The 13,590-nt window shown below is 30.8% G+C and carries 11 protein-coding genes; 9 read left to right on the forward strand and 2 right to left on the reverse strand.

The window, feature by feature from the left end; genetic code table 11:
• Window positions 1-27: 27 nt before the first annotated feature.
• Window positions 28-621 carry a DinB family protein gene (locus MUN68_RS13650; RefSeq protein WP_249996828.1) on the forward strand — a complete coding sequence of 198 codons (594 nt, stop codon included), beginning with the start codon at window positions 28-30 and terminating at the stop codon, window positions 619-621.
• 94 nt (window positions 622-715) lie between these two features.
• Here the strand turns inward: MUN68_RS13650 and MUN68_RS13655 are convergent, their stop codons facing one another.
• Together MUN68_RS13655 and MUN68_RS13660 are read right to left on the reverse strand one after the other, a co-directional pair.
• The gene (locus MUN68_RS13655) at window positions 716-1,966 is read right to left on the reverse strand and encodes a type IX secretion system plug protein (protein WP_249996830.1); all 1,251 of its coding nucleotides are present in this window, start codon (window positions 1,964-1,966) and stop codon (window positions 716-718) included.
• A gap of 90 nt (window positions 1,967-2,056) precedes the next feature.
• The gene (locus MUN68_RS13660; protein ID WP_249996831.1) at window positions 2,057-2,773 is read right to left on the reverse strand and encodes a TrmH family RNA methyltransferase; all 717 of its coding nucleotides are present in this window, start codon (window positions 2,771-2,773) and stop codon (window positions 2,057-2,059) included.
• Window positions 2,774-2,967: 194 nt separating this feature from the next.
• Here MUN68_RS13660 and tamL point away from each other — a divergent pair, with 194 nt between their 5' ends.
• The 8 genes from tamL (at window position 2,968) to MUN68_RS13700 (ending at window position 13,579) form a co-directional block, all read left to right on the forward strand.
• Window positions 2,968-5,430, forward strand: a complete 2,463-nt coding sequence (gene tamL / locus MUN68_RS13665) for a translocation and assembly module lipoprotein TamL (protein WP_249996833.1) — start codon at window positions 2,968-2,970, stop codon at window positions 5,428-5,430.
• 119 nt (window positions 5,431-5,549) lie between these two features.
• The gene (fbaA, locus tag MUN68_RS13670) at window positions 5,550-6,617 is read left to right on the forward strand and encodes a class II fructose-bisphosphate aldolase (protein WP_249996836.1); all 1,068 of its coding nucleotides are present in this window, start codon (window positions 5,550-5,552) and stop codon (window positions 6,615-6,617) included.
• A gap of 35 nt (window positions 6,618-6,652) precedes the next feature.
• On the forward strand, window positions 6,653-7,513 hold the full coding sequence (gene accD / locus MUN68_RS13675) for an acetyl-CoA carboxylase, carboxyltransferase subunit beta (protein WP_249996837.1): 861 nt from the start codon (window positions 6,653-6,655) through the stop codon (window positions 7,511-7,513).
• Window positions 7,514-7,672: 159 nt separating this feature from the next.
• Window positions 7,673-8,350, forward strand: a complete 678-nt coding sequence (locus tag MUN68_RS13680) for a hypothetical protein (RefSeq protein WP_249996839.1) — start codon at window positions 7,673-7,675, stop codon at window positions 8,348-8,350.
• Between the two features lie 138 nt (window positions 8,351-8,488).
• Entirely contained in the window at window positions 8,489-9,022 is a 534-nt protein-coding gene (locus MUN68_RS13685; protein WP_249996841.1) for a hypothetical protein, read from the forward strand.
• A complete protein-coding gene (locus tag MUN68_RS13690; protein ID WP_249996843.1) occupies window positions 9,019-9,630 on the forward strand; it encodes a hypothetical protein in 612 nt (203 codons plus the stop codon). The genes MUN68_RS13685 and MUN68_RS13690 overlap by 4 nt, the downstream gene beginning before the upstream one ends.
• 24 nt (window positions 9,631-9,654) lie before the next feature.
• Window positions 9,655-10,263, forward strand: a complete 609-nt coding sequence (locus tag MUN68_RS13695) for a hypothetical protein (RefSeq protein ID WP_249996845.1) — start codon at window positions 9,655-9,657, stop codon at window positions 10,261-10,263.
• Window positions 10,264-10,345: 82 nt separating this feature from the next.
• Complete coding sequence (locus tag MUN68_RS13700) at window positions 10,346-13,579, forward strand: T9SS type A sorting domain-containing protein (protein WP_249996846.1); 3,234 nt, start codon at window positions 10,346-10,348, stop codon at window positions 13,577-13,579.
• Window positions 13,580-13,590 lie beyond the last annotated feature (11 nt).

Raw genomic sequence — 13,590 nt, forward strand, 5'->3', positions numbered from 1 at the left:
ATTGATATTTGTCATAAAATAAATATAATGGCATTAGCAACTGAAAAATTATTACAAAACTTATTAGAGATTACTCGTGAGAACTTAAACAGCGTAGAACAATTAAAAAAGCAACCTCTTGATTCTCTCAATTGGAAACAAGACTCTGAAAGTTGGAGTGCATTAGAATGCATTGAACATCTAAATTGGTATGGAGATTTCTATATTCCAGAAATAACAAACAAAATAAAAACTTCTAAATACAAGCATTCTGAAATTTTTAAAAGTAATTGGCTAGGTAAATATTTTAGCAAATCAGTTTCTTACAATGAGGATTTAAACAAAATGAAAACGTTTAAATCTATGAATCCTTTAAACTCAAAACTAGATATTCAAACACTACACAAATTTATAAATCAACAACATCAAATAATAGAGCTTTTAGATAAGTCTAAAAAAGTAAATTTAGACAAAACTAAAACAGCAATTTCAATTTCATCATTAATCAAATTGAGATTAGGTGATACATTTAGGGTTGTAATATATCATAATGAAAGACATATTAAACAAGCAGAAAAGACAGTGAAATTGCCAGAAGGTAACAACGTGCATAATCAATGCTATCCTCCTACTTCAATTTAAATTTATATCTTTAATCATCTGATTTGCTACAACTGAAAATCCTGCAGATTCTAAGCCGCACAAATCATACACAACACATTAATCCTAATTCAATTTAGTTCGAAATATTTACCGAAGTCGATTCACCAAAACCGATTAACTTATCATACCTTGCTCCTAGATCTCTATAATACACTAGCACTTTATAATTGTTTTCTGTTTGCCAAAAATTGCCACTAATACGACCTTCGTCTAAATTCCCTTCTGAATCAACAATAACATATTTATAATTATAAAAACCTTGTTTGAGTTTAAATGCTGCTTGATAAAAATTCTCATCACTATTAAACACCATTCTATTCATCTCTTCTAAAGCATAATTATTAAAATTACCATAAATATAAACTTTGCTACCATCAGTAAGTTCTGGATAAGCTAACGCGAAATGAGTCATTGTATAATCTGCTTCAATACTTACGTTTTCTACATCGATTGCATTAATTAAAAAATTACCGTTAATATCTGGATTATATGTATATGGTCTACTTCCTCGTTCTGAATTCACAAACAAATAATTATGATAAATATCTTTTAAATCTACAAATTGCACACCAATATTAGCTGCTCTAACATCTTTATTTTCAAAAAAACGGAACTCATTTCCAGCCCAAAAAGCAGTTTCATGAGTATATCTATAAACGAGCTCTTTACCTAAAGTATATTGTGGCTTTACATTTTTAATTGCTGTACGCAAATTATTGTTCTGTATAATTAAAGTATTAACGGTCTGTAGTGGGTTATTAAGATTTAAGCTGTTTGAATTTATTGAAATATCTACACTTTGTTTTCCTGCGATAAACCTCACATCTCTGGAACGTTTTACGGCAACACCTACGCCAACTTTTTGTTCATAAATCATAAATTTTCTAGTAAAAACGAGTTCTCTATCATCATTAAAAATTGAAATTATATAATTCCCCGTTTTAGTCAATGCTCGTGTTTGTGCATTAGGAATTTGTAGTCTATAATGAGAATATAATTGATAAGCATTATATGAGTTGTCATAATTTACAATTCTAAAATCATCAAATCCTTTCATGTATTCCATTTTTACAAGGTTAGATTTTGTCCAATCGTAATTATAATGTTCTATGGTATAGTAAAAATCAGGTTCAGAAGCTAATAAAGCATCAAACTCCAAATAAAATGGTTCATTTAATCTCAAAATTGGCAATTCTCCTTGCTGTGTATTTCTACTTTTAAAAGTAATTGTTTTAATATAATTTGGAGGATTTATTTCTTCAACTTGAGCCATCATAAATAATGGCAAACAAAAAGCGAATAAAAATAGAGTACTAAATTTCATTTTAAGATAGTTTTATAAGTAAAGATATACAAAATCCATGCCTTTATTAAGTGTATAAACGGTATTTCACAATGTTTATTGAATATTAAATCAACGCCCTTTAAAAGCACTTAAAACAATTGCAGTAGCTGTAGCCACATTTAAACTTTCTGTAGCTTTCAAATCTCCAAACCTTGGGATACCAATTTTTTTAGAGATTAAACGTTCAATTTTTTTAGAAATACCATTGGCTTCATTACCCATTATTATGACTCCTTCTTGTGGTAATGCTTCTGAATAAATACTATTCCCATCCATAAACGTACCAAAAGTTTCAAGTTTAGTGTGTTCAAGGTACCTTTCTAAATTTGTATAATTAATTTGTATTCGCGTTAACGAACCCATTGTAGCTTGTACTACTTTAGGATTATAACAATCTACAGTTTCTAAACTACAAATGAGTTTTTCTATTCCAAACCAATCACATAATCGTATAATGGTTCCTAAATTCCCTGGATCTCTAACATCATCAAGCGCTAAAACTAATGAAGATTCTAGAACAGGTTTAGGCTTAGGTATTCTAAAAATAGCCAGCCCTGTATTTGGAGTTTTTAATGCACTAATTCTTTGAAGATCTTTAGGCGAAATTAACGTTGTTTCAACATCAAAAATAGCATCAGTAGCGAATAATTGATAGAGCTCAAAATCTGAATTTAAAAATTCACGAATCCCTTTTACACCTTCAACTAAAAAAAGTTGTTCTTGGTGTCTAAACTTTTTTTGATTTAAGGATTTAATTAACTTAATATCATTTTTTGTTATACTCAAAATGTATTTACTTTTGTTTCTTGTATTGAATTTACAAAGTAATACTTTTTTGGTCTATTTTTTGTTATGCTATAGCACATTAAAACAGTACATTTGAATTACGTCGTTTTTCTAATTAATTTTTTTTGAAAAAAAGCCTCTACTACATATCGTTTCTCTTAATATCTATCACCTTTGCAACCTCATGTAACGTAATGAAGCATGTAGGCGAAAATGAGCATTTATTAACAGAAAACACGGTCTTAGTTGATGATAAAAAAGATAAGACTGAAACCATTGACAATCTTATTTACCAAAAGCCTAATGGTGAATTATTAGGGATTCCGCTTCGACTACACATATTTAATTTGGCAAGACCTAATATCGATTCCATTTTAAATGACAAATACAGAAATCCTGAAAACCCAAGAACTGGACAAAAAAAGTTGCTCTCATTAAAACAATATGAAGCTTTAATTAATTCAAAAAAAGGGTTTAATACATGGCTAAAAAAAACAGGTGAAGCGCCTGTAATTTTCAATGATTTAAAAGCGGAAAAAACAGCAGCAGGACTTAAAAAATATTTTTACAGTAAAGGCTGGTTTAACGTTAATACATCTTATGACGTTGAAAAAGATAGCACTCAAAAAGCAAGTGTAACTTATAAAGTAGTTCGAGGTAATCCTTTTTATTTAGATTCTATTACAACTAGTATTGCATCTCCAGTTGTTGATTCCTTATATCGTAAAAAATTTAAAGAAAATTCACTCATAAAACAAGGGCAACAATTTGATGAATTGAATTACACCAAAGAGCGAAACAGACTTACAGCAGAATTAAGAAATTCTGGTTTATATCATTTTGGTCAAGATTATATTAGATTTGATATTGACACTATTCTGCCAGGCGATAAAGTCAATACAGAATTGATTATAGAAAATAGAGCGATTCGATCTGAAGATTCTATTTCAAGAGTTCCCTTTAAAATCTATACAGTAAAAGATGTTAATATTTATAGTGACGACAGATTTGAGAACAAAGGTAAGCCCATTGTAGACTCTGTACACTATAACAATTACAACTTATATAGTCACGAAAAATTAAAGTATAGACCCAAAGCACTAACAGATGCCATTTTCATTGAAAAAGATCAAATTTTTAGAGATATTGATAGAACAAGAACGTATAAGTATTTAAGCGAACTTAAAGCATTTAACTATCCCAACATCACATATATTGAAAATGAACAAGACACAACTTTAACAGCAAATATTTACTTATCACCAAAAAAGAAATACGATTTAGGTTTTGATTTTGATGTTACTCAAAGTAATATTCAAACTGTTGGATTTGCATTAAGTACTGGCCTTATAATTAGAAATGTTTTTAGAGGTGCTGAAACTTTAGAGATATCTGTTCTAGGTGCTATTGGCGCTTCAAAAGATGCTGCAGACGGTAGAGATCAATTTTTTGACATAAATGAATATGGTGGAAATTTAAGACTCAGTATACCAAGGCTTTTTGTACCATTTAATACAGACAATATCATTCCTAAATACATGTCTCCAAGTACAAGAATTAGTATAGGCGCTACAAGTCAGCGCAATATTGGCCTTGATAAACAAACCCTTACAGGTGCTTTCAATTATAACTGGTATCCATCAAAGAAAGTAACCAATAATATTGATTTATTTAATGTACAGTTTGTAAAAAACTTAAACACCAACAATTATTTTGGTGTGTATCAAAACTCTTATGATAGATTAAATCAAATTGCAAAAAACATCAACTACATAAACAGTAATAATGATTTGTCTATTCCTAATGGTGCAAATACTTTTATTAATGATGTTCTATCTAATAACACATCTTTAACTCCTGATGATGACAGCTATGAAGATATCAATAATATTTCTCAACGTAAAGATCGTCTTACTGAAGACAACCTCATTTTCTCATCAAGTTTCAATTATATAAAAGACCATAGAGAAAATCTATTTGATAATGATTTTTCAATCTTTAGATTTAGAGTTGAAACAGCCGGAAATTTACTTACAAACTTGTCTAAGACATTTAATTTAAATAAAAATAGCAATGGTAAATATGAAATATTTGGCGTACCATTCTCTCAATTTATAAAAACCGAATTAGATTATGTTAAGCACTGGGATTTGGGTAAGAAAAACGTGTTTGCAATTCGTAGTTATTTCGGCATAGCAATTCCGTATGGCAATTCAGATAATATTCCTTTTGCTGAAAGTTTCTTTGCAGGTGGACCAAACGACATAAGAGCTTGGTCTGCATATAATCTCGGACCTGGAAGCTCATTATCAACAAATGAGTTTAACGAAGCAAATATGAAAATCACCTTAAGTGCAGAACAACGTTTTAACCTCGTTGGTCGATTTAATGGTGCGATTTTCGTTGATGCAGGAAATATCTGGAATGTTCTTGATGACGTTGAAGATAAAGAGGCAACATTTGAAGGACTAAACTCTTTAGAAAATATTGCAGTTGGTTCTGGATTTGGCATCCGTTACGACTTTAGTTTTTTCATATTAAGATTAGATGTTGGATTTAAAACCTATGATCCTTCAAGGCAACTTGGTGCTCGATGGTTTAAAGATTACAATTTTGGTCATGCAGTTTACAACATCGGAATAAACTATCCTTTTTAATTCAACCAACAATAACGTTTGCGTAGATTTATTAGCTATCTAAGTAACAAATAGCACTTCATTTATTTAAAAATTGTGTATTTTTGATAACATATTTTTCAACTAAAAAAATCACAAAAATGAGTCATAATATCAAAGGTGGAGTTGCTACTGGAAGAGAAGTACAAGAGATTTTCAAACTAGCTAAAGAAAAAGGCTTTGCCTTACCTGCAGTTAATGTCATTGGATCAAATACTATTAATGGTGTTTTAGAAACAGCAAAAGCTTTAAATGCTCCAGTAATTATTCAATTTTCAAATGGAGGAGCACAATTCAATGCAGGTAAAGGATTAAGCAACGAAGATCAAAAAGCAGCAGTTGCTGGTTCTATTGCAGGTGCAAAGCACATACACCTTATGGCTGAAGCTTATGATGTTCCTGTCATATTACATACAGACCACTGTGCAAAAAAATTATTGCCTTGGATTGACGGATTATTAGACGCGAGTGAGCAACATTTCAAAGCCACAGGAAAATCTTTATATAGTTCTCATATGATCGATTTATCTGAAGAACCTATTGAAGAAAACATAGAGATTTGTAAATCATACCTTGAACGAATGAGTAAAATGGGAATGACTTTAGAAATTGAATTAGGTATTACTGGTGGAGAAGAAGATGGTGTTGATAATACTGATGTTGATGATTCAAAATTATACACACAACCTGAAGAAGTAGCTTATGCTTATGAAGAATTAAGCAAAGTAAGTGACCAGTTTACAATTGCTGCAGCCTTTGGAAATGTTCATGGTGTTTATAAACCTGGAAACGTTAAACTAACACCTAAAATATTAAAGAATTCACAAGAATTTTTATCTAACAAACACAATCTACCTCATAACCACATTGATTTTGTATTTCATGGTGGCTCAGGTTCTACTGTTGAAGAAATAAGAGAAGCTATTGGTTATGGAGTTATAAAAATGAATATTGATACAGACATGCAATATGCATTTATGAGTGGTGTTCGTGATTATATGGGCGAAAAAGAAGCCTATTTAAAAGCTCAAATTGGTAATCCAGATGGTAACGATGTTCCTAACAAAAAGTATTACGACCCAAGAGTTTGGTTACGTAAAGGTGAAGATGCATTTGTTGAACGTCTAAAAAAAGCATTTGAAGACCTTAATAATGTAAATACTTTATAACTTTGCACTCTAACTAATTAACTAAATCTGATTAAATGGCTTGGTTTAAAAGAAAAGATAAAGGAATACAAACCACTACTGAAGAGAAAAAAGACACACCCAAAGGGTTGTGGTATAAATCTCCTACTGGTAAAATTGTAGACACTAAAGAATTAGAACAAAACTTTTATGTGAGTCCGGAAGATGGATATCACGTTAGAATTGGAAGTAAAGAATATTTTGAAATTTTATTTGACGATAATAAATTCAAGGAACTCGATCCCGATTTAACATCAAAAGATCCATTAAAATTCGAAGACACTAAAAAATATCCAGACCGTTTAAAAGCTGCTCAAGAAAAAACAGGACTTAAAGATGCTGTTCGTACTGCTGTTGGAAAATCTAATGGACAAAATTTAGTAATTGCTTGTATGGATTTTACATTCATTGGAGGCTCTATGGGTAGTGTTGTAGGTGAAAAAATTGCACGTGCTGCAGATTATGCCTTAAAGAAAAAGATTCCTTTTATGATCATTTCCAAATCTGGAGGTGCACGTATGATGGAAGCGGCTTTGTCTTTAATGCAATTAGCAAAAACTTCAGTTAAACTAGCACAATTGGCAGATGCTGGAATTCCTTACATATCGTTAAGTACTGATCCAACTACAGGAGGAACCACAGCATCATTTGCAATGCTAGGTGACATCAATATTGGTGAGCCAGGAGCTTTGATTGGGTTTGCTGGACCTCGAGTTGTTAGAGACACAACAGGGCAAGAATTACCAGAAGGATTCCAAACCTCTGAGTTTTTATTAGAACATGGATTCTTAGATTTTATAACACATCGTAAGAACTTAAAAAAGAAAGTCAATTTATATATTGATTTGATAAAAAATCAACCCTTACGAACTGCATAAATTAAAAAAGCGAGCCAAATGGCTCGCTTTTTTTTATATCATTCTCAATATATACTATTTAATGCTACACAATAAAATAAAATAATCAAAGTTACATAGTAAATAATCTATCAGTTTTTGTATATTATCCTGATACAGAATAATCTAAATTCAAATACTATGAAAAAAATAGCACTTGTATTAATTGGTATCATGGCTCTTGGCTGCTCTACAAATTCTGAATCTAAAAATCCCTTCGAAAATTTAACTTATTATAAATTTACAAATGACGATAATAGTAACCTATTGTTAAATTTCAATCTTGATAACTCGATAATATATAAAAACCAAGATGGAGAAACAATTGTATTTGAAGTCAAAGATTATTTAAAAAATAAAAGCACGTATTCTAAAGGTAGTTTTTTGAGTAACTCATCTATTGAATATTATCGCTTTGATCAACAGCAATTAATTTTATCACTAGTTGATTTGCCATATTTATCAAATCAAATTGAAGTAAAGCATGAAAGACATCCATTGAATTTCAATCCAAATATTTATCCTCATAAAAAAAAGGCTTCAAGTTTTAACAGCTATATAGAATTCCCCTTTTGGAATGGATATTTAGGTGATGATGAATACGATATAACGATTATATTAGACTATAATATTCAAGTTACAAGCATGTCTTTTAATAACACAACTTATAATAACGTAAGAATTATTGAATCTGGCAATACAGAAACCATAAATCCACAATTAGATTATCCTAGAAATGTTCATATCCTATATTATGATACAGAATATGGCGTAATAGGCTTTAATGACCTAGAAGGAAACCATTGGAGATTAGATTAGTTAGTTAACAACTAAAAAAACAAGCCAAATGGCTCACTTTCTTTTATTGAATCCCAACTTATAATAATTATTATTTATCATATATAGTAAATTTTCTATATTATTTTGTATATTAGTATAAATTAATCCTTCTAAAAAATGAAAAAGCAATTTATAGCATCTCTTTTTTGTATATCAATTCTTTATGTAAATGGTCAAGAATTTAGAGTAAATGATATCCAGTTTTTACCATTAAGTATTTTTCATATTCACAACAAAAATGGCAACTTTGATACTGGTGGACTTCATTTTGGTTTAGATGTAGGTATAGAAATCTTTAAACAAGATATTCGCTTACAATTAAATACCGGTTCTAATATAAACATTTTAGGCACAAGTGATGATAGTTTTTATTCTATAAATGTTTTGTATGAAAAAAGTCCAAAAATTCTAAATTGGATGGAAACCGACATTTATGCTGGAATTGGATTTCAGCACCAATCTTATACGAAGTATCAATCTATTACAATTAATTCTTCACACTTCAATATTCCAGTTGGTCTTCGATTTATGTTTCTTAATGAAAATAGAATCTCCCTTGGTCTTCAATCTCAATCTGAATTTAATAAAAATAATATTACACTTATCTATTCAACAGTGATTAGATACAATTTCAAAAATAAAAAACCATGAAAAACTTAAGTACAATATTAATAATAATAACATCACTACTAAGTTGCGGCAATGATGACATCAACACAACAAATAATAAGCGAACTCTACCTCCAATTACACAAATTGGTGCAAATACATTCGGTTGCTATATAGACGAACTACTCTTTATACCACGAGATGGTGATGGCTCATTTAATAGTAATGATAGAGCTATTTATTTCAAAGGCGGATATCCACACCCATTAGATTATAATGAAATTGAAATAAAAGACTATAAAAGTGAAAAAACTGCAAGTCTATTGATGCACATAGAAGAACTTGATGCCACAGGTGTTGGTGCTTATATTATCAATGAATCTAATGGACTATCCAATATTGATGGATTAGACCATAATTATATGCATTGTCGTGTTTGGCGAGATGATGTAGGAAATTATCAAAATTACTTATCATATGAAAACTCTGGTACAATTACTATAACCAATTATAGCCTCTCAGGCAGACTAGTTTCAGGTACTTTTTCGGGAAGTGTTCGTAATTATCAAGAACCACATGATACCATTCAAATCACTAATGGACGTTTCGATTTTAAATGGGAAACGCTAGATGAAACAGATTTCAATTAAAAGTAACTCAAAAACATCAAACTAATGAAAAATTCAATCCTAATAATTTTAATTATAACATTATGTCTTAGTTGTGGTAACGACGATGCCATTTTAACGAATGAAAGAACCTTACCTCCAATTACACAAATTGGTGCAAATACATTTGGCTGCTATATAGACGAACTCCTCTTTATACCACGTAATGGAAGTGGAACTTTTAATAGTAATGATCCTGCAGCAATAGTTTGGGGAGATCCATCTGGAAATCTAGAATATCAAGAATATGCCTTATATGATTATGTAAGTGAAAAAACAAGTAGTATTTTCATCCATATTCAAGGCATTCATCAAAATGGTGATATAACCTACGTGATTGACAAATCAAATGGATTAACAAATATAGATGGATTAGATCACACTTATATGCATTGCCGAGTTTGGCGTGATGATGTAGGAAATTATCAAAATTACTTATCATATGAAAACTCAGGAACAATAACTATCACAAATTATAATTTCTATGGCAGACTAGTTTCAGGAACATTTTCAGGAAGTGTTCGAAATTACCAAGAACCTCACGACACCATACAAATAACAAATGGACGCTTCGATTTTAATTGGGAAACTTTAGACGAAACAGACTTTCCATAAACTAAAAAAGAGGCAAACTGCAATTTGCCTCTCTAAATAATTTTAATCAACATCATTTTATTAACTAAAATCTCTCAAAATTATGAAAAATTTTTATCTATTGGTAGTTTTCACACTAATTAGTAATGCTATCAATGCTCAGACCAAACTAGATTCAATGTTGGTCAATGTCGACAAATCCACAGTTACTTCTGGAATCATTTACGAACGGGTCACTCAATTTGCTAACCTTTACAATTTCAACAAACCGAATTACTCTAATACTGCAGATTACAAATATCTCAGACAGGCCTTAAACGAATTACACAATGCTAGCAACCAAACACGTTTAATTAGTTTACAAGAATTAGAAAATAGAATTGCTTCAACAACCCAAGAGAATCACCTAGATGTTGCTATTCTAAATTCTACTTTTCAAATACTAAACTATAATTTTGAAAACCCAAATAGTGGTGGTCTATTATTAAATGAAACCACTCAAAAATTCAATCAGATTACAAATACACCACCTTTTTATTCCATGCAAACAAGCATTGTAGCACCTACTAAATCCATTGTAAAAGGGCATAATGCAGAGTTCATTTTTAATGAAAATCTCTTTTTAGAAAATGGAGAAAATGATATAAAAACCTTAACTATTGATTTTGGTTCAATAACAAAAACTATCATTTCAAATGGAGATTTCTTAGCTCAAAATGTTATCATACCTTATAACTCGAGTGGCACTAAAGAATTGAATTGTCAAATTACATTTAATGACAATACGACACTAATCACTAATGGAAGTTTCTATTTCCACTACATTCCAAATACACCATCAGTAAATAGTTTAAACGGACTTTGTACTGCTAGTAATACAAGAACGAAAGACGATTATGTAATTGCTGAAGAAACATTCAAAGGTTATAAAACAAATGATCCAACAATATTTCCTCGAATTGACTATCGTATTTTTTATGCAGATGAATCTTTTCATTCAGATTTAAACATGTATAAACCTGTCATAATAATCGATGGTTTTGACCCAGGAGATAAAAGAAAAATCCAAGATTGTGATTGTGAAGAAGATCCTAAATGCGCAGCAGCAAATTTATCTAATGGTGTATTTGACCCTAATAAACATAAATCTATGGTAGATTTTCAAGCTTATGATGATGAAAATAATGAAAATGCAAATATTTTGACAAAACTTAGAACTCTTGGCTACGACGTCATCCTAGTTAATCAACCAACATATGAAACAACCAATTTAGATAATAATCAACAAGTTACAATAGATGGTGGTGCCTACTACATCGAAAGTAATGCTCTTGCATTAGTGGCATTAATCAAGAAAATAAAGCTAAAACTTGCTGAAGTGAATAGCGATGAAGAAATCGCTATTGTTGGTCCAAGTATGGGTGGACAAATATCGAGATATGCATTATCATATATGGAAAAAAAATATGCTGACACAAATGATGAAGATTGGAATCACAATACGGGTTTATGGGTAAGTGTCGATAGTCCACATCTAGGTGCAAACATTCCTGTTGGTGATCAAGCCCTCATATATTTAGCGAGCTCCATTGGCGATAGTGATTCGGCTAATGACTTTTACATGAATCAATTAGGAAGTGTCGCTGCCAAACAACAATTAATTGAATTCCATAGAAATGTACCAAGTCTTCACTCCATAAACGAAAATAATCTTAATGGTAAAGTAGCATCACAAGGATATTCTAATGATGATGGTTCACTATTTTATAGAACATATTATAATAATTTAGAAGATAATGGCTTACCAAATTCACATGGTTATCCTCAAAACTTACGTAAAATAGCACTAATAAATGGTTCTTTGAAAGGAAAAACAATAGGCTACAATAGTGAAAAAGTACTTAATATTAGAGGATTCCAAAGGGTAGATATTGATTTGCCATGGCCTTTTGGCTCAATTAACTTTAAGGTGCATATAGCGAGTCTAGAAAGTCACTTCATGCCTTCTTTTGGCTCTGGTTACAAAAGAGTTGCTAGATTTAAAGCAGGTTTTAGGGATTTCAAACTTAAATCTCCTAATATTAATTCAAGAGATAATATGGATATTGTACCAGGTGGATATTTCAATGCGCAAAATGATATCGCAACGTCAATACTAGGAACATCACCAATTGATGGTGCAGGAGGAAGCTTTTGGGAATTCCCAGGAGACAATATTATATACTGGTTATCTAGCTCTTTAGGAGACAGTGAATTTGAACTACGTGATTTCAGACCTAATCACTCTTTTATTCCTTCATTTTCAGCTATAGCACATAAAAATCCAGATCAAAGCTGGTTGAATTCGCTAGATTATAATTTAATTTGTAGTGATGAGACTTATTTTGATAGTTATTTTGGCCATGATGAAAATACGCAACATACAAGCTTCACAAAAGAAAGTGCACAATGGCTATTTGAAGAATTAGCAGGCAATGAACAAACGCCATACTATCCTTTAGATAATACCGATTTACATGGAGATAGTGCCTTTTGCTTAGATGAAGTAAGAACATTTTATTTTGGAACTTGTAAATTACCTTCACAACCAACCTGGTTTGCTTCTCTCAATCTTGAAATATTAGAAATAGACAACAATAATCAGAGTATTACTGTAAAAGCATTAAGTAATGGTAATGGACATATTATTGCAACCATAGAAGATGGGAGAAGCTTTAGTAAAAACATCTTTATTGGAGTACCTGATGTCCTTTCCGTAGAAAAAATTAATAAAATCAAAACTGGACTTTCAGACCCAATAGCTACATTTAACAGTTGTGATGATATAGCCATCAAACTTAATATGCAACCTTCAAACAATGAAGTCTCTGAAGTTGAGTGGCAACAAGTTTCCACAAATTTTACTTGGTCTGTATCTAATAATGAGTTTGCAATTATTAGTCCTCAATGTAATGGCAAAATACAATTTAAAGTAAGAATGAGAAACAATTGCGGATGGTCACGTTGGAAAACAATAAATTTCGACATAAAGCATTGCACTAAAAAATGCAACAAAATAGATGCAGAAGGTAGTATTACTAGCAATAATTTTGTTATCTATCCTGTTCCAGCTGACACCGTTTTAAATGTAAAATTAGCAAACCAATCAGCAGGCCTATTACAATACGGCGAAGGACTAGTTATAAAACTATTCACAAGTTCTGGTTGGATGGTGTATGAGGCAAATGCAATAGCAACTTTAACAACTATAAACGTTAGCAGTTTAGCTTCAGGTGTCTATACCTTGGTTCTTAATTATGAAGGAGTCATTGAAACTCATCAAATCATCATTCAGTAGAACATAAATTT

This window comes from Psychroserpens ponticola (assembly GCF_023556315.2).
GTDB classification, from domain to species: domain Bacteria; phylum Bacteroidota; class Bacteroidia; order Flavobacteriales; family Flavobacteriaceae; genus Psychroserpens; species Psychroserpens ponticola.